The organism is Rhizobium sp. AC27/96, from assembly GCF_001692325.1.
GTDB lineage: Bacteria > Pseudomonadota > Alphaproteobacteria > Rhizobiales > Rhizobiaceae > Rhizobium.
Genome location: NZ_LXKN01000001.1, coordinates 253655 through 277925, shown reverse-complemented (window position 1 = coordinate 277925; position 24271 = coordinate 253655). Strand labels below are relative to the sequence as shown.

The 24271-nt window shown below is 60.1% G+C and carries 32 protein-coding genes; 17 read left to right on the top strand and 15 right to left on the bottom strand.

What is annotated here, in order from left to right; all coding sequences use genetic code 11:
* Window positions 1-14: 14 nt before the first annotated feature.
* Window positions 15-809 carry a polysaccharide deacetylase family protein gene (locus tag A6U86_RS01415; protein ID WP_068387648.1) on the bottom strand — a complete coding sequence of 265 codons (795 nt, stop codon included), beginning with the start codon at window positions 807-809 and terminating at the stop codon, window positions 15-17.
* A gap of 268 nt (window positions 810-1077) precedes the next feature.
* On the opposite strand from A6U86_RS01415, the gene A6U86_RS01410 reads away from it, so the two are divergent.
* Together A6U86_RS01410 and A6U86_RS01405 are read left to right on the top strand one after the other, a co-directional pair.
* On the top strand, window positions 1078-1989 hold the full coding sequence (locus A6U86_RS01410) for a DnaJ C-terminal domain-containing protein (RefSeq protein WP_068385329.1): 912 nt from the start codon (window positions 1078-1080) through the stop codon (window positions 1987-1989).
* 3 nt (window positions 1990-1992) lie between these two features.
* A complete protein-coding gene (locus A6U86_RS01405; RefSeq protein ID WP_068385327.1) occupies window positions 1993-2325 on the top strand; it encodes a chaperone modulator CbpM in 333 nt (110 codons plus the stop codon).
* Window positions 2326-2349: 24 nt separating this feature from the next.
* Here the strand turns inward: A6U86_RS01405 and A6U86_RS01400 are convergent, their stop codons facing one another.
* Window positions 2350-2739: a DUF930 domain-containing protein gene (locus A6U86_RS01400; RefSeq protein ID WP_068385324.1), complete on the bottom strand. Its 390-nt coding sequence runs from the start codon at window positions 2737-2739 to the stop codon at window positions 2350-2352.
* Window positions 2740-3026: 287 nt separating this feature from the next.
* Here A6U86_RS01400 and A6U86_RS01395 point away from each other — a divergent pair, with 287 nt between their 5' ends.
* Complete coding sequence (locus A6U86_RS01395; RefSeq protein WP_068385321.1) at window positions 3027-5120, top strand: S9 family peptidase; 2094 nt, start codon at window positions 3027-3029, stop codon at window positions 5118-5120.
* Window positions 5121-5141: 21 nt separating this feature from the next.
* Complete coding sequence (locus tag A6U86_RS01390; RefSeq protein ID WP_068385318.1) at window positions 5142-5687, top strand: DUF1697 domain-containing protein; 546 nt, start codon at window positions 5142-5144, stop codon at window positions 5685-5687.
* On the opposite strand, the gene A6U86_RS01385 is transcribed toward A6U86_RS01390, so the two are convergent.
* Together A6U86_RS01385 and A6U86_RS01380 are read right to left on the bottom strand one after the other, a co-directional pair.
* Window positions 5660-5935: a type II toxin-antitoxin system RelE/ParE family toxin gene (locus A6U86_RS01385; protein ID WP_244509816.1), complete on the bottom strand. Its 276-nt coding sequence runs from the start codon at window positions 5933-5935 to the stop codon at window positions 5660-5662. The two genes, A6U86_RS01390 and A6U86_RS01385, sit on opposite strands and share 28 nt — an antisense overlap.
* 39 nt (window positions 5936-5974) lie before the next feature.
* Window positions 5975-6235 carry a ribbon-helix-helix domain-containing protein gene (locus A6U86_RS01380; RefSeq protein ID WP_068385312.1) on the bottom strand — a complete coding sequence of 87 codons (261 nt, stop codon included), beginning with the start codon at window positions 6233-6235 and terminating at the stop codon, window positions 5975-5977.
* A gap of 95 nt (window positions 6236-6330) precedes the next feature.
* Here A6U86_RS01380 and A6U86_RS01375 point away from each other — a divergent pair, with 95 nt between their 5' ends.
* Both A6U86_RS01375 and A6U86_RS01370 read left to right on the top strand, forming a co-directional pair.
* Window positions 6331-7836, top strand: a complete 1506-nt coding sequence (locus A6U86_RS01375; protein ID WP_068385308.1) for a YdiU family protein — start codon at window positions 6331-6333, stop codon at window positions 7834-7836.
* A gap of 75 nt (window positions 7837-7911) precedes the next feature.
* Window positions 7912-8445: a hypothetical protein gene (locus A6U86_RS01370; RefSeq protein WP_068385306.1), complete on the top strand. Its 534-nt coding sequence runs from the start codon at window positions 7912-7914 to the stop codon at window positions 8443-8445.
* A gap of 84 nt (window positions 8446-8529) precedes the next feature.
* Here the strand turns inward: A6U86_RS01370 and bla are convergent, their stop codons facing one another.
* The 3 genes from bla to dmeR form a co-directional block, all read right to left on the bottom strand.
* Entirely contained in the window at window positions 8530-9531 is a 1002-nt protein-coding gene (gene bla / locus A6U86_RS01365) for a class A beta-lactamase (RefSeq protein WP_068385303.1), read from the bottom strand.
* Between the two features lie 85 nt (window positions 9532-9616).
* Window positions 9617-10567 (bottom strand): CDF family Co(II)/Ni(II) efflux transporter DmeF, encoded by a 951-nt coding sequence (gene dmeF, locus A6U86_RS01360; protein WP_068385300.1) that lies wholly within the window; start codon window positions 10565-10567, stop codon window positions 9617-9619.
* A 42-nt stretch (window positions 10568-10609) separates the two neighbouring features.
* A complete protein-coding gene (gene dmeR / locus A6U86_RS01355) occupies window positions 10610-10882 on the bottom strand; it encodes a Ni(II)/Co(II)-sensing transcriptional repressor DmeR (protein WP_068385297.1) in 273 nt (90 codons plus the stop codon).
* Window positions 10883-11008: 126 nt separating this feature from the next.
* On the opposite strand from dmeR, the gene A6U86_RS01350 reads away from it, so the two are divergent.
* Together A6U86_RS01350 and A6U86_RS01345 are read left to right on the top strand one after the other, a co-directional pair.
* The gene (locus A6U86_RS01350) at window positions 11009-11422 is read left to right on the top strand and encodes a helix-turn-helix domain-containing protein (RefSeq protein WP_068385294.1); all 414 of its coding nucleotides are present in this window, start codon (window positions 11009-11011) and stop codon (window positions 11420-11422) included.
* A gap of 199 nt (window positions 11423-11621) precedes the next feature.
* A complete protein-coding gene (locus tag A6U86_RS01345; RefSeq protein WP_068385291.1) occupies window positions 11622-12110 on the top strand; it encodes a GNAT family N-acetyltransferase in 489 nt (162 codons plus the stop codon).
* A gap of 40 nt (window positions 12111-12150) precedes the next feature.
* On the opposite strand, the gene A6U86_RS01340 is transcribed toward A6U86_RS01345, so the two are convergent.
* The gene (locus A6U86_RS01340; RefSeq protein ID WP_275507228.1) at window positions 12151-12777 is read right to left on the bottom strand and encodes a C39 family peptidase; all 627 of its coding nucleotides are present in this window, start codon (window positions 12775-12777) and stop codon (window positions 12151-12153) included.
* A gap of 107 nt (window positions 12778-12884) precedes the next feature.
* Here A6U86_RS01340 and A6U86_RS01335 point away from each other — a divergent pair, with 107 nt between their 5' ends.
* Complete coding sequence (locus A6U86_RS01335) at window positions 12885-13658, top strand: bifunctional 2-polyprenyl-6-hydroxyphenol methylase/3-demethylubiquinol 3-O-methyltransferase UbiG (RefSeq protein WP_068387644.1); 774 nt, start codon at window positions 12885-12887, stop codon at window positions 13656-13658.
* Window positions 13659-13674: 16 nt separating this feature from the next.
* Here A6U86_RS01335 and A6U86_RS01330 read toward each other — a convergent pair whose 3' ends face one another.
* From A6U86_RS01330 to A6U86_RS01320, 3 genes are all read right to left on the bottom strand, one after another.
* Window positions 13675-14589, bottom strand: a complete 915-nt coding sequence (locus A6U86_RS01330) for a cytochrome c (RefSeq protein WP_068385285.1) — start codon at window positions 14587-14589, stop codon at window positions 13675-13677.
* Between the two features lie 101 nt (window positions 14590-14690).
* Window positions 14691-15134, bottom strand: coding sequence for a cytochrome c (locus tag A6U86_RS01325; protein ID WP_068385282.1), 444 nt, complete (start codon window positions 15132-15134; stop codon window positions 14691-14693).
* 165 nt (window positions 15135-15299) lie between these two features.
* On the bottom strand, window positions 15300-15935 hold the full coding sequence (locus A6U86_RS01320; RefSeq protein ID WP_068385279.1) for a LysE family translocator: 636 nt from the start codon (window positions 15933-15935) through the stop codon (window positions 15300-15302).
* A 128-nt stretch (window positions 15936-16063) separates the two neighbouring features.
* On the opposite strand from A6U86_RS01320, the gene A6U86_RS01315 reads away from it, so the two are divergent.
* Entirely contained in the window at window positions 16064-16765 is a 702-nt protein-coding gene (locus A6U86_RS01315; RefSeq protein ID WP_068387641.1) for a YafY family protein, read from the top strand.
* Between the two features lie 10 nt (window positions 16766-16775).
* On the opposite strand, the gene A6U86_RS01310 is transcribed toward A6U86_RS01315, so the two are convergent.
* Window positions 16776-17618 (bottom strand): metallophosphoesterase, encoded by an 843-nt coding sequence (locus A6U86_RS01310; protein WP_068385276.1) that lies wholly within the window; start codon window positions 17616-17618, stop codon window positions 16776-16778.
* A 115-nt stretch (window positions 17619-17733) separates the two neighbouring features.
* The gene (locus tag A6U86_RS01305; protein ID WP_068387638.1) at window positions 17734-18336 is read right to left on the bottom strand and encodes a superoxide dismutase; all 603 of its coding nucleotides are present in this window, start codon (window positions 18334-18336) and stop codon (window positions 17734-17736) included.
* A gap of 390 nt (window positions 18337-18726) precedes the next feature.
* Between A6U86_RS01305 and A6U86_RS01300 the strand changes: the two genes are divergently transcribed.
* The 6 genes from A6U86_RS01300 to A6U86_RS01275 all read left to right on the top strand — a co-directional run bounded on the left by A6U86_RS01300 (window position 18727) and on the right by A6U86_RS01275 (window position 23142).
* Window positions 18727-18933 (top strand): cold-shock protein, encoded by a 207-nt coding sequence (locus tag A6U86_RS01300; RefSeq protein WP_068385273.1) that lies wholly within the window; start codon window positions 18727-18729, stop codon window positions 18931-18933.
* Between the two features lie 197 nt (window positions 18934-19130).
* A complete protein-coding gene (locus tag A6U86_RS01295) occupies window positions 19131-19340 on the top strand; it encodes a hypothetical protein (protein ID WP_068385271.1) in 210 nt (69 codons plus the stop codon).
* Between the two features lie 141 nt (window positions 19341-19481).
* Entirely contained in the window at window positions 19482-20207 is a 726-nt protein-coding gene (locus tag A6U86_RS01290) for an aspartate/glutamate racemase family protein (protein WP_068385269.1), read from the top strand.
* 98 nt (window positions 20208-20305) lie between these two features.
* Window positions 20306-21121 carry an AraC family transcriptional regulator gene (locus A6U86_RS01285; protein WP_068385266.1) on the top strand — a complete coding sequence of 272 codons (816 nt, stop codon included), beginning with the start codon at window positions 20306-20308 and terminating at the stop codon, window positions 21119-21121.
* A gap of 108 nt (window positions 21122-21229) precedes the next feature.
* Window positions 21230-21916 carry a YbhB/YbcL family Raf kinase inhibitor-like protein gene (locus tag A6U86_RS01280; RefSeq protein ID WP_068385263.1) on the top strand — a complete coding sequence of 229 codons (687 nt, stop codon included), beginning with the start codon at window positions 21230-21232 and terminating at the stop codon, window positions 21914-21916.
* The gene (locus A6U86_RS01275; RefSeq protein ID WP_068385260.1) at window positions 21913-23142 is read left to right on the top strand and encodes an MFS transporter; all 1230 of its coding nucleotides are present in this window, start codon (window positions 21913-21915) and stop codon (window positions 23140-23142) included. The genes A6U86_RS01280 and A6U86_RS01275 overlap by 4 nt, the downstream gene beginning before the upstream one ends.
* A 5-nt stretch (window positions 23143-23147) precedes the next feature.
* Here the strand turns inward: A6U86_RS01275 and A6U86_RS01270 are convergent, their stop codons facing one another.
* Both A6U86_RS01270 and A6U86_RS36005 read right to left on the bottom strand, forming a co-directional pair.
* Window positions 23148-23399, bottom strand: a complete 252-nt coding sequence (locus tag A6U86_RS01270) for a DUF1488 domain-containing protein (protein WP_068385257.1) — start codon at window positions 23397-23399, stop codon at window positions 23148-23150.
* A gap of 69 nt (window positions 23400-23468) precedes the next feature.
* Window positions 23469-23591, bottom strand: coding sequence for a hypothetical protein (locus tag A6U86_RS36005; RefSeq protein WP_272955707.1), 123 nt, complete (start codon window positions 23589-23591; stop codon window positions 23469-23471).
* A gap of 142 nt (window positions 23592-23733) precedes the next feature.
* Here A6U86_RS36005 and A6U86_RS01265 point away from each other — a divergent pair, with 142 nt between their 5' ends.
* Window positions 23734-24258, top strand: coding sequence for a GNAT family N-acetyltransferase (locus A6U86_RS01265; RefSeq protein WP_068385254.1), 525 nt, complete (start codon window positions 23734-23736; stop codon window positions 24256-24258).
* The last annotated feature ends 13 nt before the right edge of the window (window positions 24259-24271 follow it).

Genomic DNA, 24271 nt, shown 5'->3' with positions numbered 1-24271 from the left:
CGCGCTTTACGCCATCAGTTCGTGGTGCCGTCGTCGCCTTTTTCAGGGATATCCTGCAGGCGGACGAACTGCACGCCCTTGGCTTTCAGCGCCAGAATGCTGGCCGCCACGCCCTCGCCGGCTGCATGCGTAGGCTGATTGATATGGGAGATGATGACATCGCCGTCCTTGGCGGAGGCATATTGCTTCTCGACCATCCTGGCCGGCAGCAGCGAGCCGCTGTCGCCATTCACCGAGTAGCCGGCGATCCGATAGCCCATGCCGCGGATCTGCATGATGGCGGCCGGCGTATATTTCGCGGTCGCGCCACGGAACCAGCGCGGCTGCGGAATGCCGGCGGCGATCATCGCATCGCTCCCGCCCTTGACCTCCTGGGCCACCGCCTGCGGCGATCCGGCAGCGGGAATGCCATAGACCTTTGTGGGGACATCGACAGCGGGAATATGGTTCTGTCCGTGATTTTCCAGCTCGAAGAGATCGGGATGGGCCAGGAAGACAGCAAGAGAATCGGGATTGGTGCGCAGCCAGCGCGCGGTGACGAAGATGGTCGCCGGGATACGCTGATCGACCAGAGTGCTCAGAATGCGCGGATCGGTCTTGCCCATGCAGGCGTCGAACGTCAGAGCAATGCGCGGCGCACCCTTGCCGGCCCGATTGACGTGCAGATGCGGCTCGACGAGCTTGACGTTCGAGGCCGGAGCCTTCGGCGGCAACTCAGGCCAACCGGCCGGCGGTTGCGTCGGCTGAGCAGCCACGACGACCGAGGCGGTGGCGAAAAGGAATGCGGACGTCAGCAAAAAACGGTTCATCGGGCAGCCACCGAGTGGATCGAGCAATAAGATCTGGCGGAAGAAGCCTGTGATTGCCACAGCTTTTCACGTCGACGCTCGCCATCATCCGGCAACACGCCGGAAATATGGCAAACCGGCGGCAAATGTGGCCATTTCCATCACAATGCACTGAGCATACAAAGCACAAGGCTGCGGGCTTCAACCAAACCACGTCTATGTTACGATTGATATGAGACCGCCCTAGCACTATCTGCGTATTTTTCGGTGCTCCCAAAGAGAGACATGCATGAGCCGCGATCCCTATGAAATTCTGGGCGTAAAACGGGATGCCCCACAAAAGGATGTCCAAAGCGCCTATCGCAAGCTTGCCAAGAAGCTGCATCCCGACCTCAACCCCGGCGACAAGCAGGCAGAGGACAAATTCAAGGAAGTCTCGGCGGCCTACGGCATCGTCGGCGACGAGGAAAAACGCGCGCGTTTTGACCGTGGCGAGATCGACAGCAGCGGCGCCGAGAAGCCGCCGCGCAGCTATTACCGCGATTACGCCGCCAATGAAGGCCAGCGCGGCCCCTATCAGAATGCCGGCGGGTTTGCCGATTTCGGCGATGCCGACGACATGTTTTCCAATTTCTTCTCGCGGCGCAGCCGAGGCCAATCCCAGATGCAGGGTCAAGATCGTCACTATACAATGGAAGTCGACTTTCTTGACGCCATCAACGGCGCGAAAAGGCAGATCAGCCTGCCCGACGGGCCGGAGCTTGACGTCCAGATACCGCCGGGCACGCGCGACGGACAGACGCTGCGGCTGAAGGGCAAGGGCGATCCGGGCTTTAACGGCGGCAAGCCCGGAGATGCGCTGATCGCGGTGCATGTGCCTCCGCACCGGTTCTACACGCGCGATGGCGACGATATCCGGCTGGAACTGCCGATCTCACTGACGGAGGCGGTGCTGGGCGGAAAGGTCCGCGTGCCCACCCCATCCGGCGCCGTCACCGTGACGCTGCAGCCGAATTCCAATTCCGGCAAGGTGCTGCGGCTGAAGGGCAAGGGCGTGCCGGTGCGCGGCAAGGACAACGGCGACGCCTACGTCACTTTGAAGGTAGTCCTTCCCGATGCGGCCGACCCCGAGCTCACGCGTTTCGTCTCCGAGTGGGAGGCAGGCAAGACGCAAGATCCCAGAAAGACCATGGGAGAATAGGTGATGGAAGAGAAAGAGTTTCGACTGCACCTCGAAATCGAGACGACAGTGCTGGAAGTCTGGATCTCGCAAGGCTGGCTGGTTCCGGAAATCACCGACCGGGGCAGGAATTTCCGCGAGGCCGATATTGCGCGCGGCCAGCTCATTCTCGATCTCAGCAACGCCATGGGCCTCAACGAGCCGGGTGTCGATGTTGTCATGGATCTGGTCGACCAGTTGCACAGCCTCAGGGCAACGCTGCGCGACGTGACGGATGCCGTCCGCCGCCAGCCGCCCGATGTGCAGGAGCGCATCCTGTCCGAACTTGCACGCGTGGAAGGCCAGAAGCCACGCTAGACCCCGGCGTAATCCACCGGCCGCTCAATTATAGAGATAGTGCTTCTGCCAGCTGTCGCGCGGCACCTTGTCGCCGATCTGGTAGCTCATTTCCCGAACATGAACATGCTGCGGGCCGGTGACGCAATTATACGAGAGATGATACCAGTCGCCCTTGCTGCGGAAGACAGCGCCGGGCGCATTCATGGAATCGGTGTTCATCGCGGGGTCGCCAAACGTATAAGCGATGACCTTGTCCGGTTTGAAACCCGTCTTGTCCGTGCCGATCCGCTTCATGGCCTCTACATCACATGCCTGCTCCATGCGTTCGGAGGGATCAAGCTTTTCCAATTGCTTCTTCATGGCCGGATCGACGGCGAAGGCAGAGGTTGCGATGGAAGCCAAGGGGATAAGGATGGCAACGAGTTTCAGCATGAAGACTGGTCCCTTGCATTATTCTGGATTTGATCGCGTCCATTCCATTACGGAAGGCAGCTCAGCCGCCTTTATGTCGACGCAGTGTATGCCGACTTCGGTAAAGAATGTGGTCTCATCAAGGCAACGACCCCCTCGGATTTTCCGCACGCCGCCTGTTGACCCGAGATTAATTACCACGACTTGCATGAAGCTTGAGAGCATACTTGCCTATTGAACCTCGCGCGGCCGCCCTCTATTTCTCTCTTCTCCTCGCATCCGACTTTCATACCAGAGAAAGCGCTCCAGTGTCAGTTTTCAAGAGCCTCCCGACGCCGCCTGCTGCCCCGAAAAAGCCCGTTACGGATACGCGCCACGGCATCAGCCGCAGCGATGATTACGCCTGGCTGCGCGCCGACAACTGGCAGGCGATGTTCAAGGACCCATCGATTCTGGCCCCGGAAATCCGCGGGCATCTGGAAGCTGAAAATGTCTATATGAACGCCGCGATGGCCGACACGAAGGACCTGCAGAAGGCACTCTTCACCGAGATGAAGGGCCGCATCAAGGAAGACGACAGCTCAGTGCCGGTCAAGGACGGCCCTTACGCCTACGGCACGCTCTTCGTCACAGGTGGCGAGCAGCCGCATTATTTCCGCGAGGCGCGCGACGGCGGCGACCGCAAGCTGCTGCTGAACGGCGACAAGGAGAATGAAGGGAAGTCCTATTTCCGCCTCTCCGGCATCGACCATTCCACAGACCACAGCCACGGCATCTGGGGCTATGACGACAAGGGCTCGGAATATTTCACGCTGAAGGTTCGTAACCTCGAGACCGGCGAGGATCTTGCCGACGTACTCGACAATACCGGCGGCGGCGGCGTCTGGGCGCCCGACGGCAAGAGCTTCTTCTATACGCTGCAGGACGAGAACCATCGCCCGTCGAAGATCTTCCATCACATTATCGGCACGCCGCAATCCGACGACCGTCTGGTCTATGAGGAGGAAGACGCCGGCTTCTTCATGGGCGTCGGCGGTTCCTTACTGGATGATTATATCTTCATCGATATCCACGACCATGAGACCAGCGAATACCGCATCATCCCGACCTCGGACCTGACGGCCGAACCCAAATTGGTGGCCGCCCGCGACACGGGGATCGAATATGAGATCACGGAGGGCGGAGAGGTTTTCTACGTCCTTACCAATGACGGCGACGCCAAGGATTTCAAGATCATGGAGACGCCGGCCGACAGACCGGGCAAGGAAAACTGGCGCGAAGTCGTTGCTCACAAGCCAGGCACGCTGATCCTCAGCCACATGGCCTATGCCCGCCACCTCATCTGGCTGGAGCGCAAGGACGGTCTGCCGCGCATCATCATCCGCGACCGCCGCAGCGGCGAGGAACATTCCATCGCCTTCGAAGAGGAGGCCTATTCGCTCGGCCTGCAAGGGGCTGCGGAATACGATACGGATGTCATCCGCTTCTCCTATTCGTCGATGACGACGCCGAGCCAGCTCTACGACTACAATATGGTGACGCGCGAGCGTACCCTGTTGAAGACCCAGGAAGTGCCCTCAGGCCATAATCCGGCTGATTACGTCACCCGCCGCGTCTTCGCGCCTGCGTGGGATGGAGAACAGGTGCCGGTGACCCTGCTTTATCGCAAGGACACGCCGCTCGACGGCTCGGCTCCCTGCCTGCTCTATGGCTATGGCGCCTATGGCATCGCCATTCCGTCCGGCTTCAACACCAATTGCCTGTCGCTTGCCGACCGCGGCTTCGTCTATGCCATCGCCCATATCCGCGGTGGCAAGGACAAGGGCTTTTCGTGGTACGAAGACGGCAAGATGGAGAAGAAGACCAATACGTTCAGGGACTTCATCGCCGCTGCCGACTATCTGAATGAGCAGAAGTTCACCTCTTACGCGAAGATCATCGCCGAGGGTGGTTCGGCCGGCGGCATGCTGATGGGCGCGGTTGCCAATATGGCGCCGGAAAAATTCGCCGGCATCATCGCCGCCGTCCCCTTCGTCGACGTGCTTAACACCATGCTTGACGACACCCTGCCGCTGACCCCGCCGGAATGGCCCGAATGGGGCAACCCGATCGACAGCAAGGAAGAATACGAGCAGATCGCCGCCTACAGCCCCTATGACAATGTCGGCGAAAAGGCCTACCCACCCATCCTCGCACTCGGCGGTCTCACCGATCCTCGCGTTACCTATTGGGAACCGGCGAAATGGGTTGCCAAGCTGCGCGACAAGACGACGGGCGATGCGCCGATCCTGTTGAAGACCAACATGGATGCCGGTCATGGCGGTGCGTCAGGTCGTTTCCAGCGCCTGGAGGAAGTGGCGTTCGAATATTCCTTCGCCATCAAGGTCGCGAATAAGATGTAGGCGAAATGCCGGGAGGAGCGGATGACCGTCTTTGTCGCCCTGCTGCGTGCCGTCAATGTCGGCGGCACCGGCACATTGCCGATGGCGGAACTGAAGGCGCTCTGCGAGGAGATCGGCTTCACTGATGTGAAGACCTATATCCAGAGCGGCAATGTGCTCTTCCGCTCGGATGAGACCGAGGCCTCGGTACAGGCACGGCTAGAGGAGGTATTGGCGCGCAAAATGGGCAAATCGCCCGGCGTGATCCTGCGCAGCCGCCGGGAGCTGGAGACCGTAGCGGAGGGTTCACCCTTCCCGCACGCCAAGCCGAACTATCTGCTCGTAACCTTCCTTCCGGAGGCAGCGCCGAAGGATGTGCTCGACAAGCTCGTCGCCCCCGGTGGCGAGGAGGTGCAGGCGGCAGGCAGGGAAATCTACATCCACTATCCCGATGGCTCGGGGCGCTCGAAATTGAAACTGCCGGCGCTGAAGGCCGGAACGGCGAGAAATCTCAACACGGTGAGGAAGCTCGCGGAAATGGCAGGGGAGATGGCAGAGGGTCAGGGACGAGTCACAAGTGTTTCGTAGTCTCGGCTACCGAAAAAGATATTGGTGATCCAGACTGCCGTATCCACGACAACATAAAGAATAATGACGCTCTTCTCGAAGACGGCCATGCGGATGCCGGGAGCTAGATCATCTCGGGCGACACCGCCAAACGGAGCGTCGCCGATCTTTTCGCAGCGCCTGTGGATGCGGTCGAGATAGGCTTCGCTCGTTTTAATATTCTGGCTTTGCTCGAACACATAGGCTGCGATCTCAAGCAGATTTTCCATCGCCGCCGGGCGATATTCGACCGCATATCGCTCCATAGTTTAGCGGTGCTTGTCAAAAAAAGCACTGAGACGCTGTTTTACCTCATGTCCACTCAAATTTGGCTTGGGATCATCCATGGAAGCTGAAATCTTCTGCCGGATTGCCGAAATGCGCTCCTGATATTCCTCCTCTTCCCGCAGCCAGACCCTTACCGCCGCACGCAGCACCTCGCTGGTGGACGCATAGGCGCCGGCATCGACCCGGCTCTTGATCGCAGCCACCATTTCGCTGGGGAGCGAGATACTCAGCTTCTCATTCATGTCAAAATCCTCGTAGCGGGTAAGATAAAGTAGGATATTATCCCACCGGAAACAAGCGCCTTGCATGCCCTCCTCGCCCGCCCTACCTTAAAGACATGAGCTCTCTTCCTTCCGAAACAGCTGCGTTTCAAGCACCACCCGTTCCCTTCGACAATAGCTATGCGCGCCTGCCGCAGCAGTTCTTCGCGGACCAGGCGCCGACGGCTGTGGCGGCGCCGCGACTGATCAAATTCAACGAGGCGCTGGCGCGGGAGCTCGGGCTCGACGTAGCCGCGCTGGAGCGTGATGGCGCCGCGATCTTTTCGGGAAACCAGCTTTTGCCGGGATCACAACCGATTGCCATGGCCTATGCCGGGCACCAGTTCGGTAATTTCGTGCCGCAGCTCGGCGATGGTCGCGCTATCCTTCTCGGCGAGGTGAAGGACCGCAACGGCAGACGACGCGACATTCAGCTTAAAGGCGCTGGTCCGACGCCGTTCTCGCGGCGTGGTGACGGACGTGCGGCGCTCGGCCCGGTGCTGCGCGAATATATCGTCAGCGAGGCCATGCACGCGCTGGGTATTCCCACAACACGGGCACTGGCGGCTGTGAGCACCGGGGAGCCGGTTTACCGTGAGACGGTACTGCCCGGCGCGATCGTCACGCGCGTAGCCGCGAGCCACATCCGCGTCGGCACCTTCCAGTTCTTTGCCGCTCGCGGCGATACCGACAGCCTGCGAATACTGGCGGATCATGTCATTGCGCGCCATTATCCTGAAATCAGAGACAGGGTGAACCCCTATCTGGCGCTGCTGGAAGCCGTGGCCGAACGGCAAGCGGCGCTGATCGCCCGTTGGCTGCATGTGGGCTTCATCCATGGCGTGATGAACACCGACAACATGACCGTCTCGGGCGAGACGATCGACTTCGGTCCCTGCGCCTTCATGGACGCCTATGACCCGGCAACCGTATTTTCCTCGATCGACCGGAACGGCCGCTATGCCTATGCCAACCAGCCGGCGATCGGCCAATGGAACCTCGCGCGCCTCGGAGAAACGCTGATTCCGCTGATCGACCCATCCGCCGACACGGCGATCGGCCTGGCGAACACCGTCATCAAGGCCTATGGCGAGCGCTTCCAGGCCCATTGGCTTGCGGGCATGCGCACCAAGATCGGTCTGGCGAATGAAGAAGATGGCGATCTTGAGCTGATCCAATCGCTGCTGGCGATCATGCAGCAGCAAAGCGCCGATTTTACGCTGGCGTTCCGCCGGCTTGCCTCTCTGGTCGCCGATGACGATGTCACGGATTTTGCCGCGACCTTCGAGGATCCGCACTCCGTGACGCCTTGGCTTGACCGCTGGCGCGAGCGGCTCGAGCGCGACCCCCGGACTACGGCAGCACGCGCGCAGGCCATGCGAAAGGCCAACCCGGCCTTCATTCCCCGTAACCACCGAATCGAGCAGGCGATCCAGGCGGCGGTCGAGGACGAGGATTTCTCGCTGTTCGAAGCGCTGCTGGAGGTGCTTTCCAAACCCTATGAGGACCAGCCCGCTTTTGCGCCCTATGCCGAGCCGCCCCTGCCGGCGGAACGGGTGCTGCAGACCTTCTGCGGCACCTGAGAAACGCCGGACGCACAAGCCCCGGACAGGTTTGCGGAGTCATCGTCGCGTCAAACCCTACAGGGAGATATGACGATGAAAGTGCACCACAGCACGCAGAATTACTTCAGCACACCGATCCGCAGCAGCCAGCAGGATGCCGATGGTGACGACAGCACGCCTTTTACCCTGCCGGGCGGCGATGGCGATCAGCAGGAAGAATCGCAAGGACCCTCGATCTCGTCTAGCGGTGTCCCCTCTTCCATTTCGTCCGGCTTCTGGCTCAGCCAGATCGGCGCGACATCGGCTTCGGCATCCGACGGCAGCACCGATGAAGACGATTCGTCGGCTGCAAGCAACAGCAGCGCGGCGGCATCGGCCAAACAGTCCAATCAGGATATTCTGGATGAGTTTGCCAAATGGGCGAACATGACGCCGGCCGAAAAGATCCGCGCGCAATATCTCGATGCGCACGGTCTGACGGAAGACTCCTTCAAGTCGCTGTCCGCCGACGATCAGAAGGCCATCAACGACCAGATCGCCGATGAGATCAAGCAGAAGCTCGGCGTCAACAATAGCGACGACGACAAGGAAACGGACAGCACGTCCTCTGCCTTGTCTCTCGTTTAAACCTATTGCCACGTTACATGAAGGCGATGCGATCCTGATTCACATCACGATCGCATCGCCTTGTTTTATCTACCGTATTTCCTGCTATTGCCCGACCATGCCGACGACGATCTTGCCGACCTCGGCAAAGACGACTTCGATATCTTTCGCCGGCGCCGTGCCCTCGGCGACGAAGGTCGTCACCAGGATCGGGCCGCGCTCCGGCGGCCAGATGACGGCAACATCGGCATAGGAGCCGTTATTGCCGGTCCCGGTCTTGTCGCCGACCTTCCACTCTTTCGTCAGTCCGGCGCGCAGGCGATTGTTGCCCGTGGTGTTGCCGACGAGCCAGTTGACCAGTTGATCCCTGGATGTTTCCGACAGCGTATTGCCGAGCGTCAGAAGACCGATGCTGTCGAGCATGGCGTCCGGCGTCGTCGTATCGCGCGGATCGTCCTTGATCGCCTGATTGACGTCTGGCTCGTTGCGATCGAGGCGGGTTTCCGTATCGCCGGTGGTGCGCAGCCACGCAGTCAGTGCCGCAGGACCGCCAAAGCTTTCGAGCAGCAGGTTACCGGCGGTGTTGTCGCTCAGCGTGATCGCAGCACCGCAAAGCTCGGCAATGGTCATGCCATCGGTGCCGGCATGTTTTTCCGTTTCCGGCGAATAGGTGACAACCTTGTCCTTGCCATAGGCAACGCGACGGTCGAGCTTCTCGACACCCTGGTCGACGCGCGCCAGCACGAAACCGACGGCGAGCGCCTTGTAGGTGCTGCACAGCGGAAAATGCTCTTCCTCACGATGGCCGAGCGAAATATTGGTTTCGGTATCCAACACCGAAACGCCGAGCCGGCCGCCGGTCTTCCTTTCCAGATCCGCCAACTGCTTGTCGACATCGTCGGAGAGCTGCGAATTGTCCTGCGCCGCATCGGTTCCATCCGTTCCCTGCCCGCTGGCATCCGGTGTTGCCGCGTTGTCCGTTGCGGCAGGGGGCTGCGGCGAGGCGCTGCTATCCTGGGCAAACAGCACATCCGGGCCGAATGTCAGGGCGGGAACGAGCAGCGCCGAGCCAGCCACGAGGCGGCGGCGGGTGAGCAATATGGGCATGCGAAGGCCTCCAGCAGAATCGGGCAGATTGAGGGCTATGCGAGGAATGCGGCAAGCCTCTGACCACTCCGATTGCTACTCGATTTCATGCCGCCTTGTCGACCGTGACTTCAACGGTGACGTGAGATAGCTCATGAATATCGGCGAGCCGGGCCTTGTAGAAGGCGGGGTCGCGCGACATGGGCGTCGCCACCGCCACGATCGCCGCGTGATGCCCAGGCCCGACCTGCCAGACATGAAGGTCGGTGATGCGATCCTCGCCGGTTTCGATGGCTTCGCGGATCTCATCCGGCAAGTCTTCGCCCACCGGAATGAAGTCGAGCAGAATGGCGCCGGAGGCCCGCAGCAAGCTCCACGACCATTGCAGGATCACCAGTCCGCCGACGATGCCCATCAACGGATCAAGGAAGGTCCAGCCAAAACGGCTGCCGAGCAGCAACGCGGCAATGGCAAGAACCGAGGTCATTGCATCGGCGATGACATGAATATAGGCCGAGCGCAGATTATTGTCCTTGCCGCCGGGGGCGTGGTCGTGGTCATGATGGTGCTCATGCGCATGGGAATGGCCATGATGATCGTGGCCATGATCGCCGCGCAGGAGCCATGCGCTGACGAGATTGACGATGAGGCCCGCCACCGCAATGGCAATCGCCTCACGGAAGTTGATGGCGACCGGATTGAAGAGCCGCTGCAAGCTCTCCCACCCCATCAGCAAAGCAATCCCCGCAAGCACGATGGCGCTCGCGAACCCGGCGAGATCGCCGAGCTTGCCGGTGCCGAAGGTGAAGCGCGCATTGTGCGCGTGCCGGCGCGCATAGAGATAGGCGAGCGCCGAAATCAGCATGGCGCTGGCATGGGTTGACATATGCCAGCCATCGGCAATCAGCGCCATGGAGCCATAGACCGAGCCCGCGCCGATCTCGACCACCATCATGACCGCCGTCAGCGCGATGACGAGCCAGATGCGCCTCTCGTTGCGGCTATGATCAGAGCCGAGAAAGACGTGGCTATGGCCCATTTCGGAGGAAATACTCATGACATCATTCTCCTGTTGAACATGCTGAAGTTGAAGTCCCGATCAGCGCAGATAGGTCTTCAGCACATCGGATATTTCATCGACCGCCTGGCGGCGGGCCTGGTCACTTTCGGCATGGAGCACATGCTCATGCAGATGATCTTCCAAGATCTCACCCGTCAGCCCGGTCAGCGCACCGCGAATGGAGGCGAGAAGCTGCAGCACCTCGCCGCACGGCCTTTCCGCTTCCAACGCACGCTCCACCGCCTCCATCTGGCCTTTCAGCCGACGAACGCGTGACAGGAGCTTGGCTTGCTGGCGAATGGTGTGGGACATCTGCACCTCGAGATATAATATAGGGGGGTATACTATTTTTAAGATGGAGAGGGAAGCCCGCCCTTGCAAATTCCCGAAGCACTCGCATATATTGCTCTAGAGACTAGAGGTATTGGAGATTATGCCATGTTGTCGATCGGCGAGCTGTCCAAGCGTACCGGCGTGAAAGTGCCGACCATCCGCTATTACGAGCAGATGGGACTGATCTCGGAGCCTGACCGCAGCGAAGGCAACCAGCGGCGTTATTCGAAGACCGATCTGGAACGGCTGGCCTTCATCCGCCACGGCCGCGACCTCGGTCTGACGATCGACGCCATCAAGGAACTGATCTCGCTTAGCCAGCATCCGGACAGCCCCTGCGTCGGCGCCGACCGCATCGCGCGTGAGCACCTGGACGATGTGCGCATCAAGATCGCGCAGCTGAAGAGGCTGGAGCACGAGCTGGAGCGCATCGTCTCGCATTGCGACGGCCACAGCATCGAGGATTGCTATGTGATCCGGGCGCTTTCGGATCACGGACTATGCGAACACGAGCATTAGGGCCCCATTGACAAATGCGCTGAAGCGGATCATTTATGCGCCCATGATCAAGCACGCGCTCCACAATCGCTCGTATTTTTGGCTGTACCTGTAAGGGGCGGCCAAGACAGATCATTTTGTCAACAAGCCGCCGTCAGGCGGCTTTGTTGTATCGGCAGCGTCCTGACGGCTCATTGAAATAACAAGGACGCAGAATGCCATGCTAGACGATAGCGACATCTCACTACTTCGCCCGCCTGTTCTGACCATCCGCAATGCGCAGCCGCGCGACCTGCCGGAACTGAACGACATGATCCGGCTGCTGGCCGCCCATCACGGCGACCCCTCCGGCGCAACCGCCGAACAGCTCGAGCGCGATCTTTTCGGCCCGATGCCCTGGATCACGGCGCTGGTGGCTGAAGGCGATGACGGGCTGATCGGCTACGCCATCCTCGTGCCGCTCTACAAGGCGCAAGAGGGACAGCGGGGCATGGACCTGCATCATCTCTTCGTGCGCGACGGCCATCGCGGCCACGGCATTGGGCAGCATCTCGTCGACCGCGCCCGCGAAGTGGCCCGCAAGTCCGGCTGCAGCTACCTTTCCGTGGGCGCCGCGACAGGCAATGTCCAGGCCCACCGTTTCTACGAAAACATGGATTTCAAGCCGCGGCCGGTGACCGGCATGCGCTATCTGCAGGCACTTGCCTGATGCCGGCCTTTAGAGGGATCGTCGTCGGCTGCTCAAAACTTTAACGATCGATGGCGATCCCACGGCCTGCAAAGAACTTCTCGAACACCTCCAGCGACATCTCCGCGTTCTCACGCGTCGCATCGACGTGACCGGACGGATTGTGGAAGCGAATCCTGCTTCCATCGATGCCCGTGACCAGCACCAGATGGCCGCCCTTCATTGGCGGCTCGGTCTCGGGCCAGCGGATCGAGTGATGCACTGACGCAATGAAGAACTCCGATTGTCTGAGGATATCGGCAATCTCGGCGACGGAAATCCCGGTGACGACCCTGGCATGCAGACCGAAGCGATCCCTTACGAAGGGAACGAAGGGCGCATAGATCAGCCCCTTGATCCGGCCATCCGCCTCTTCGACATAACCGCCGTAATCTCTGCATCCCATAGCCAGATCCATGATCGGCACTGTTTTGCCGGTGCGGGCGGCAAGCACCATCTTCAGGCACGCCATGCCGCAGAGATTGCCGGCCCAGCGGGCATAATCCTCGACGGTGCGGGCACCGGACGACGCCCATAGCGGGTCTCTCAGCAAAGCCACCTGCGCGCCCTCGGCGACGACAGCCAGCGTCATGTCAGGCGTTTCCCATTGGCTGAAATAGGGAACTTTCTGCGCCACCCTTGCGTCCACGACCACCCACTCCCCTTGTCGAATCCTGCGCTGCTGCCACTACAAGCTTTATCGGAAATGCGCTAGAAAAATGGCTGCCGGCTTTGATCTGCAACTGGAGGCGTGCCTTGGAACAGCGGTTCACATTCGATGGTGTCGCCAGCCTCTACAACAATGCCCGCCCCACCTATCCCGAAGCGCTTTTCGACGACGTCATCGCCTTCGCCGGCCTCAACGACAGGGATGAGATCCTTGAAATCGGCTGCGGCACGGGACAGGCGACGCAAGCGTTTGCACGCCGCGGTCTTTCCGTTCTCGCACTCGATCCGGGCGAGGACTTGATCGCGGTCGCACGGAAAGGTCTGGAGGAGTTTCCCAAGGTTCGCTTTGCGCAGGCCACCTTCGAGGCATGGCCGGGCGAAGCGGGAGCATTCAAGCTTGTGGCGGCAGCGCAATCATTTCACTGGGTTTCACCGGAACTGCGCTTCGCCAAGACAGCCGCCCAGCTTGCACCGGATGGAACGCTCGCGGTTTTCGGCAATGTGCCAATGCCGCCCGAGCCGCCACTCGCGGAAAAATTCGCCGATATCCATGCCCGCTATGCACCGCAGTTCGCTGGACCACCAGCCGAGGCATGGTATCTGCCGGATGGTCCGTTCGCCGAATTGCTGCGCCAGTCCGAACATTTTCAAGCGCCGACACAGCGATGCTATCGCTGGAGCCGAGCGCATACCGCACAAAGCTATACCGACCTGCTGCGCACGCTCTCAAGTTATCGGCTCTTGCCTGACGATTGGCGGGAGGCTCTGCTTTCCGAGATCGCCGACGCAATCACCGCTCAAGGCGGCGAATACGAGCTGCATTACGAAACGCATCTCTATCTCGCCCGACGCTTGGGTTGATCTGAACAGCTTCGCCTCACCGCGCCGGCAACGCCTTCAAATACGCCGCGATCGCCTCGCGGTCGGCCGCCGGCAGATGGGCGATGTTCTGTTGCACTTCGGCCATGGAACCACCAGCGGAATCATAGTCAGGCGTGAAGCCGGTTTCGAGATAGTTGGCGATATCGCCGACGCTCCAGCTGCCGATCGCCTTCGAGCCGGGCGTTATGTCGGGAATCTGGCCCTTGCCTTCCGGATTGGGTGCTCCGGCCAGCCATTGTCCGCTCAAGAAGCCGCCGAGGGCGTCGCGCGGGGTGTGACATTCGCCGCAATGGCCTGGCCCCTCCACCAGATACTGGCCGCGTTTGACCTTCTCGTCGGCATTGGCGAGCACGACGCGCGGCTGGTCGTTGAGATAGAGGAATTTCCAGGCACCAAGCGCCAGCCGGATGTTGAAGGGAAACGGCAGTTCATGCGGCGGGGCGACATTGTCGCTCTTCGGCAGCGTCTTCAGGAAAGCCCAGAGATCGTTGATGTCCTTGTCGCTCATGCGGGTATAGGAGCCGTAGGGGAAGGACGGGTAGAGATGCTCGCCGTTTTTGCCCACACCACGCTTCATGGCATTGCCGAAATCGGCAAGCGTCCAGCTGCCAAGCCCGGCCTTCTCATCCGGCGAAATGTTCGGCACATGGAAGGTGCCGAAGGGGCTGGTGAGCGCCAGGCCGCCTGACAGTACGAGCTTGGCGTCTCCCTGCGCACCGGACGCCGCATGACAGCTCGTGCAGCCGCCGGCCCAGAACACCATCTCGCCATTCTTGACATCGGGATCGCCGAGATTGGCCCAATGGCTTGCCGGCAAGGGCGACGGTGCGGTGATCACATAGAACGCGCCACAGCCAAGAACGATCACGCCGACAAGGCAAAGCAGCCACCGGACAAACCGCGCCATCACATCTACCCCCTTAGCTCGGCTTTAAAACTACAAGGCACCGCGCCGGCGGCAAGGCCGGTGCGGATGCCGAAACCAATTCTGAGACGAGATCGACCTACCGCTTAGTCCTTCTTGATGCGGTAGGCCTGATGACAGGCGCCACAGCTGCCACCGAGCGTCTTCAGCGTCGCGCCGACGCCAGCCTTGTCCGCCGGAAGCTGGGCGAGCGCCGTCTCGGCATCGGTGGAAAGCTTGGCGGCCTTGGCCTTGAAGTCATCGAGATTGTCCCAGATCTTCGGGTTGACCTCGGCATCGGTCTTGTCGCTCTGCGGATTGAACTGATCCGGAAACGCCTTTGCAGTTTCGGCGATCGTCGTCAGCGACGCCTTTACGATCTCGGCATCATATGGCTTGTCACCCTTGGCAATCGCGCCTAGAGCGCCTGTCGCGCCGCCGATCTTCTTCATCATCCCGATGCGGCTATCATGCGTGCCGTCGGCTGCGACGACCGAACCCAGTGCGACGCCGGCCAGAGCCGTCGCCATCACAATCGCTTTCCACTTCATTTCGTTCTCCTACCTCTCTACTCGTCATAGGGACCGCGTGCGCGGCCGGCGCATTACCAGCGACATGTTTGCCGGTTTCCGTTCCGGCAATGAAGTCACAAAGTGGTGAGAACCCAGCAAAATCAGTGTCATGTTCCCGACATACTCACCTGCCCGCTCACCGCATCATGCCATTTTCAACCCTTCCCAGACAGTGAATGCCGAGACCGCGACGAGGAGCAATCCGGCGGCGCGTCCGGCAAAGGCGGTCGCTCCGGGATTGGCGACCAGCAGATTGCGGCTGCGTCCCGCGGTGATGGCAAGGCCGCCATAGATGGAAAACTGCGTTACCATGGTCATGACCCCCATAATGACAGCCTGTATCCACATCGGGCCGTAGTCCGGTTTCAGGAATTGCGGATAGACGGCAAAGATGAAGAGATAGGCCTTGGGATTGATCAGGCAAGTCACTGCGCCCTGGCGAAAGGCTTTCCAGGCGGAACGGCTGCCGGCAGGCGCCTCGCCGCCGACGGTAATGGAACTGCGCATCAACGTGTAGCCGATATAGGCCATATAGGCGCCGCCCAAGACCAGCAGCGGATTGAAGAGAACGGGCACGAAATGCGTCAGGAGACCGATGCCGATGGCCCCGTTCAACGAATGCACGGCGCCGCCGAGCATGATGCCCCCTGTCGCGGCGAGCCCGCGATTGCTGCCGCCGGTCAAGGAATTGGCAAGCACGAACAGCATATCCATGCCCGGAACGATGATGATGCCGAGGAGAAGAAGAAAGAAGAGCCAGAGATTTTCAGCGTAACCCATGTCAGTTGCCTATCGTTCTCTGCATGAATACAGCAGAGGAAATTGTTGATTTTCAAGTCGATAGGCAGTCATATAGATGAAGCCAACTGACAGGGTGTTGTCAGTAGCCTTCAATGCGGGAAGATGAAATGCGCAAGGCGTCGCGCCTGTTCGAGATCATTCAGATCCTGCGGCTGGCCAAGGGAACTGTTACGGCAGCCGATATCGCGGAGCGGCTGGAGGTGACGGTGCGCTCGGTCTATCGCGATATCGCCGCCCTGCAGGCCATGCGGGTGCCGATCGAGGGGGAACGCGGTATCGGCTATATCCTGCGCCCCGGCTTCGACCTGCCGCCATTGATGTTTTCGATCGAGGAAATGGAAGCCATCGTGCTGTCGCTGGCGCTACTGGAACGCACCGGCGACGACGAGCTCAAGCAGGCGGCCAAGCGTGTCAGCGCCAAGATTGCCGGCGCCGTACCGCCGCCGCTGCGCCAGACCTTCGAGGCCAATGCGCTGCATGCCTGGGGTTTTGCCGCGCCATCGGCCTCGGCCATCGATCTCTCGCTGGTGCGCCGCGCCATTCGCGACGAGGAAAAGCTCGATCTTGCCTATCGCGACGAATTCGGCCGCGCCACCGAGCGTCTGATCTGCCCGATCGCACTGATCTATTATGCCGAAACAGCCAATATCGTCGCCTGGTGCGAGCTGCGGCAGGCGATCCGCAATTTCCGCAGCGACCGGATCGAGGATTGCCAGGCGACGGGGCTCTGGTTCAAGGGCGAAGGTGACAGGTTGCGGCAGATCTGGGTGAGCGGCTGGCAGACCGGCGCCTCCGCCGCAACCGGCTGACATGCGCATGTCAGCCCAGCGGCAGGCTCCTACTCGTCTCTCGCCCGAAGCCGGCGATATCAAGCCGATCCTCGTAGACAGAGACGATCGCATAGGCGCTGCTGATCTCGGTATCGACCATGCCTTTGAAATTAATGAAGTAAGTGCCGTCAACAGCACCGAAATTACCGGCGTGATTATGGCCGTTGAGGTAGGCGACGATATGATCATGTTGTGCGAGTAGCGCCAGTAGCCGGTCGCTATCGAGCGCATTATGCCCGTCCTCGGGGAAGATCGGATAGTGGTTCATCACCACGACCTTCTCGCCCGCCGTCTTCGCCTCGTGCAGCTTCTCGACCAGCCAGTCATACTGGGCACTACCGATGGCGGCGTTCCAGCGATGCCCGTTCGGGGCGCCCGAGTTCTCCAGCGCCTTCATCAACGCCTTTGCCTCGTCCCGACGCGGATCGTCTTCCGGCGGCGCAAAAACGCTGATCTCGTTTCCGTCGAGCGCAATGAAGCGATAGCCGGCATGGCTGAAGTCGTAATAGGCCGACGGCATGCCGACGCGCGGGGGAACAACCTTCAGATGCTGAGGGGCTATAGCGAAATCGTGATTGCCGAGCAGGAAATGCTTTGGGTGGCGCAGCGCTTCATAGACAGGGAGTATGCCGTCGAAACTCTTCCATTCACGATCGATGATATCGCCGAGCGTCACCACGAAAGCGAGATCATGACGGTTGAATTCCTCTATCGCATCGCGAAGCTTGGCGAGGCTGTTCGCCGGATAGCGATTGAGGGCCAGGTTTGGCTCCAGATCGGCATATTGCGGATCGGCGATGACACCAAATCGGAAGAGCGGTGCTGATGGCATTCAGCCTCCTTAGGTTGGCAAGCGGCAGGCAGATACGTGGTTGGCGGCCAGCTTATAAGAAAACACCCGGCGCCAAGGAGACGCCGGGTGCGAAAACCAGCCGATGCGGCGAAGTTTACTTCGTTGCGGCTTCGTAGCGCTCCAGGACGTAGTCCCAGTTGATCAGGCTATCGATGAAGGCTTCGAGATACTTCGGACGCAGGTTGCGATAGTCGATGTAGTAGGAGTGTTCCCATACGTCGACGCCGAGGATCGGGGTGGCGCCATGAACGAGCGGGTTTTCGCCGTTCGGAGTCTTGGAGATTTCGAGCTTGCCGTTCTTGACGGAAACCCAGGCCCAGCCGGAGCCGAACTGGGTTGCGCCGGCAGCGGCGAAATCGGCCTTGAACTTGTCATAGCCGCCGAGGTCGGAGGCGAAGGCTGCTTCGAGCTTGCCAGGCAGCTTGTTGCCGCCGCCGCCCTTCTTCATCCACTTCCAGAAATGGACGTGGTTATAGTGCTGGGCAGCATTGTTGAAGAGGCCGGCATTGGTGCCGAAGGACTTCTTCACGATCTCTTCGAGCGAGAGATCGGCAAGACCGGCTTCAGCAGCGAGCTTGTTGCCGTTGTCGACATAGGCCTTGTGATGCTTGTCGTGGTGATATTCGAGCGTCTCACGCGACATGAAGGGCGAAAGGGCTTCGTAATCATAGGGAAGTTCAGGCAATTCGAAAGCCATGGTCATATCTCCTCTTGGCAAAAAATTGCGTCGGCAGGTGATGCGGAACATAGGAGCGGTCACCTGGAAGAGCAACCGCCGACATGCCAAAAAAGTTGCACGGCGGAGGAAAAATTACCCGTTCATCAATCAGATATCACTTGTGCCGTCCAAGCCGGCATGGACACGATGTCGCCGCTTAAATTCGGCATTCGACAGCCTATTCGCCCTTTCACCGAGGACTGGTCTTATTTAAGCCTCAATCATCCTATAGTTGCGCATCTATCGTTTTGAGCAGCTTAGCTCTTCGCGGCGTCAGAGTTCTCGACCCGCTGATCTCCTCAACCGTATGGTCTGACTATCGACGGCACGTTTGTCGGCGTTTGATTGTGCCAAGTCCGGGGAGAGAGAGTGTTCAACGGTATCGTCAAGAATTTCGACCTGGAAAAAGGCTACGGCTTCATTCAGCCGACGGACGGAAGTGTCGCTATCTTCGTTCATGCGAAGATCGTGATGAAGTCCGGTCTGGAAACGCTTAAAAAGGGTCAGAAACTGATCTTCGAAATGGAGCAGGACGGCATGGGCCGCAGCTCGATTTCCAAACTCAGATTGGCATGATTGGAACGGAATGCGTTGCTGACCACGGATGTACTGGCAGCCCGCAATCACTCCGCAGACAATCAAGCCACGATGTTCGGCAAGCGGCAGTTCCGCCGTTTTGCCGGACATGCATCCTCCGATAAACAACATCCGCGCTCGAGCGCCACGATAACAAGGCCATTGTATTAGAAGTGGTCGGAAAGACGTAGTCCACCGTGCCCATCCATCGTTTCCCCATCGGCCAGACCGTTCGCCTCAAGAGCATGAAAGGCCTTTCCCCAAAAGCGGCTGATGTTTATCGGATTACGGCTTTTCTTCCTGTGCGGGACAATTCTCCGCAATATCGCATGCGCAATGACGACGTCGCCCAGGAGCGGGTGACCCAGGAAATCGACATAGAGCCGATTGCGGCAGCAGCCGAATAACGTACGCTTCGGCGTAGAGTTGGCCTCGGATTGATGGGCTGGCGGCTCGACAGTGGCATTCGACACATCGACAGCACGATCGTCAAAGGCTAGGTTCGGCGCAGCGTCACCGCATCGTGTGGCTTTGGCGAGACGAATTCCGTGAAAATAGCCTGCCTGCACACGGCCGACAGCAATATCCCGATCTATGAGGACGCAGCACGGCGGCTTGGCCTCCCGGCTGACGTCCTTCATCACCATGTCCGCGCCGATCTCCTTCTGACTGCCGAGCGGTTGGGAGGGTTGACGGCGGATATCGTTGTGGAGACGGCTGACGTCCTTCAGCGGCTTTCGCAGGATGCGGATGCCGTCATCCTCAACTGCTCCACGCTCGGCCCGGCATCCTTGCAAGCCGCTACCGCTGCCGCAGCTCCGATCATCAGAGCCGATGGCGTGCTTGCGGAAGAGGCTGTAAAAGCGGGCGGCAAGGTGATCATCCTCTGCACGGTCGAAACGACCGTCCGCCCGACCACCGAACTGTTCGAAGCAGCGGCAAAGGCAACAGGCGCCGAAATCGAAGTTCGATTAATCCCCGGCGCATGGGCATTGTTCCGCGCAGGCGATCAACCGGCCTATCTCGCCTCCATCGCCGAGGCGGTAAAGGTTGCCTACGACGAAAACCCTACTGCTGTAGCTTTCGCGCAGGCTTCCATGACCGATGCCACGCGATTGCTCCCCGAGACATACGCGCGCCCGATGAGCGGCCCGACGACCGCGCTCGCCGCAGCCCTGTCGAAGATCACTGCGGCTGGACGCTGCGCCCGAAATAGGCGTTCGCGCAGTGGACAGCCGACGGTTGCCTGGTTGTGGGCTGCAATGAATTCATAATGTGCACTGACCGAACCGCGAGGGCGGTTTGCGGACTTGGCATCGACGCCCGCGTGGTTCAAACTTATCCGTAGCCCCATCAGCAGGAAGCCATCGTCGTGTCCGAGGCTCATCATCATATATTGGAAAAATTGCGTCGCCTGGCGGCCAAGGACAACCGTCCGATAACGCCGCCCATCGGCGCTAGCAGTTACTCCTCGCTCTTCACCTTCGTCACGCGTGAACGCGAGCGCATCGCCGGATCGGCGTTTTCCCAGGTTTCGATCGTTGCCATCCTCGAAGGCTCCAAGGAAATCCTGAGCATGGGGAGGCATCGGCGCTTTGCTGCCGGTACAGCAATCGTGCTGCCGGCCGGATGGAACGGCGATGTCGTCAACGATCCCGACCCGCAAAGCGGTGTCTACCGGGCGATCTTCATCACCTTTCCCGACGAGCTTGTGCGTCGCGCCGCCAAGGCCTTTCCACCTGCCCACATCGCCTCGCAGATCGATCTGCCGCTGGATGCGCTGCTGGCTACCGTGGTTCAGCATGCCGGCGAAGGCATCGCCGAGGGCGGACTGCCGATCGCATTGATCGAACATCGCCTGCTGGAAGTGTTGATGGTGCTCGCCATGCGCGGCGCCCTACCGCGCTCACCGGAGACGACAGCCGAGGCGGTGCGCGCGCTGGTGCGCTGGCAACCCGATCACCCCTGGACCGCCGACCTCATCGCCGCGGAGCTGGGGACGAGCAACGCGACCCTGCGCCGCCGCCTGTCGCACGAGGGCACTTCGCTGCGTGAAGTGCTGGCAAGCGAACGTGTGGCGCTGGCGACGACGCTTCTAACCGAAGACGGACTGTCGTTGCGCGAGGCGGCCCTTGCCACCGGCTACCGCTCCCCTCGCCGCTTCGCCGACCGGCTGCGCAGCGCCTGAGCGTTTCAGGCCGCATATTGAGCGTTTGCGTGCGCCGACGTTCCAAATGGATTTGCTAGACCCTGCCCTGGAAAGCTCAAACGAGCTGAAACACAAAAGGGCAACACCATGAAAACCATGCTCAAGATTTTGAATACCGTCATCATCGCAACCACCCTCGCCACGCCGGCGCTGGCGGCCGATCTCAAGGTGACGATCGAAAAGAGCGACGGTCGGATGCTGTTGCCGGAGAATGCATCCTGCATTTCGACGCCGAGCGACAAATCGGCGCCTGGACCGAACAAGAGTCTTCCGCTGTCATGGTCGAAAGGGCCGAAAGGCACGCGCTCCTACGCCATTGCCATGGTCGACCCGGACGTGCCGACCGACTTTTCGCTGTTCAACAAGGACGACAAGACCATCCCTAGGGATTTCAAGCGGATGGAATTCGTCCATTGGGTTCTTGCCGATATTCCCGCCTCCAGAAGGGCGCTTGCCGAAGGCGCGGATGGCAATGGTCCCTCCGCGACCGGCTTGCCGCTTGAGCGCACAGACTATGGGCGGCGCGGCCAGAATGGTGCCGGCGGCGGCAACTTGAAGGATGGACCGCATGGCGGTTATATGGGCGCATGCCCGCCCTGGAACGACGAGCGTATCCATAGCTACCACGTCACCGTCTATGCGCTGGATGTCAACCGACTGAATCTTCCCGACCTGTTCACCCGCGCCGATCTGATCGCCGCCGCGAAGGGTCACATCCTGGCGTCAGGCAGCCGGGAACTGTTTTACACAATGAATGCAAAGGCCAAGAAATGACCGAGACGAGATGGGAAGCAGCGGCACCTGCCGAGCCGGAAACCGCCCACTGGATGCGGAATCTGATTGTCGCCCTCGTCGGCTCGTTCACGACCATTGTGGCGATGACGTTGCTGCTTCCCTTTCTGCCGCTCTATGTCGAGGAACTCGGCGTCACCGACAAGGCGGCGATTGTGCAATGGTCGGGCATCGCCTATGGCGCCACCTTCTTCGCAGCCGCCTTTGTCGCGCCGCTCTGGGGGCGGCTCGGCGACATCTACGGCCGCAAGCTGATGCTGATCCGCGCCAGCCTCGGCATGACGGTGGCGATCTCGCTGATGGGCATGGCCGGCAATGTCTGGCAGCTGGTGGCGCTGCGCCTGTTCACCGGTCTTGCCGGCGGCTATGCCTCGGGATCGATGGTGCTGGTAGCGGCGCAGACGCCGAAGCATCGCTCGGCCTGGGCGCTGGGCACGCTGTCTGCCGGTATCATGGCCGGCAATCTCGTGGGACCCTTGATTGGCGGCGCGCTGCCGCCGATCATCGGCATCCGCGGCACCTTCCTGCTGGCCGGCGGCGTGATCTTCTTCACCTTTCTGGCAACGACTTTCCTGATCAAGGAGGAGAAATCCAGCGCTCGCAAGAAGGCCGCGAAGGCCAGCGGCAGCTGGGCCTCCATTCCCGACAAAGGCCCCGTCATCGCCATGCTGTCGCTCGGTCTTTTGCTGATGCTGGCCAATATGTCGATCGAGCCGATCATCACAGTCTATGTCGCGCAGTTCGTCACCGACGCCAATGTGACGATGGTGTCGGGCGTTGTCATGGCCGCCGCGGCGCTGGGCAGCATCCTGTCGTCGTCATGGCTCGGTAAGCTTGCCGACCGCATCGGCTACTGGCAGGTCATCATGGCGGCCCTTGCCGTCGCGGCGCTGCTGCTCATTCCACAGGCTTTCGTAACCTCCGCCTGGCAATTGATCGGCCTGCGCTTCCTCATGGGCGTGGCGCTCGGCGGCCTCCTGCCGTGCATCACCGCCGTTATCCGGCACAATGTTCCGGATGCGGCCACCGGCAGCATCCTCGGCCTTTCCATCTCGTCGCAATATGTCGGTCAGGTGGCAGGCCCCGTGATGGGCGGTTTCGTGGGCGGCCATATCGGCATGCGCGCCGTCTTCCTCGGCACCTGCGTGCTGCTGGCGATGGGGGCCGTCTATTGCTGGTGGGTCAGCCCGAAGAAGGAAGCGGAGTAGTCTTCTCAGCGAAAATCGCTTGAGGTCAGGACGTAGAGGCGTCGCCGGGCATGGCCATAGGCTTTGGCTGCGGCCTTCTGGATCGCTTCACGTCTATTATCGAAGGCGGCAAGATAGCCGGCTTCGGTATTCGAACCCGGGAAGACATCTGCGTCGACGAGAAACGAGACCTCGAACATGCCGTCATGGCCGGTGAAGCGGATACGCCTTGCCGAGGCATCATAACTGCGGCTGCGGTTGGGAAAGCTCAAGCCCATCGTCGACTACCTCATAACAATACGGACCGGCGGCCTCACGAAGGCCGGCGGCTTTGATGGCTTCCAATGTCACCAGGTCAATCCGAACAGCGCCGAGTAGATAACAAATCCAATCGCCGCGACGACACAGAGCTGCAAGAACAGCCTGTAATAGTCGTATAGATAGACAGAAGCAGGAAGAGAGATCTTCATGGCGGCCTCCTTAATGGTTGTGCCGACCAAAATCATAATAGCATAAAAGCTGTCTTCGCGCCGTTTAATTTCGATTGGCACCGCGCTTGGTTATGATTGCCTGGGATCTTCGTTTTTGTCTCGATAGCCGTGGAGAACAACAGTGCTTCCGACTTTTGAAACCGACCGTCTGGTGCTGCGCCCGCGCATCATGAAGGATATCGAAGATTGCCTTGCCATGGATCGAGATCCGGACGTAACGAGATTCATTCCGGGGCCGTGGAACGATCCGGAGGCACACCGACTATTCCTGACAAGCCGCATGGAGGCTAAGTTCAGTGATGGCCTCGGCTATTGGTCAATCTTCGCCAAAGACAATCCGACGCAATTTCTCGGCTGGATACTGTTGATCCCCGCCGATGCAGTCGGGCCACAAATCGAGATCGGCTGGCGCCTGAACAGATTCAGCTGGGGCAAAGGTTATGCAACGGAAGCGGCAAGACCGGTTCTTGTTCATGCCTTTGCCACGCTCGGCCTCGACTGCGTGATCGCGGACATAGCGCCCGGCAACATCGCCTCTATACGCGTTGCCGAAAAGCTCGGTCTGTCAGCGACGCGCGAGACAGATTATCTCGGCCAGCCCTTTGCGTCCTATCAAATCACCAGGGACGCTTTCGAAGCAGAATAGGGTGCGGGCTTCA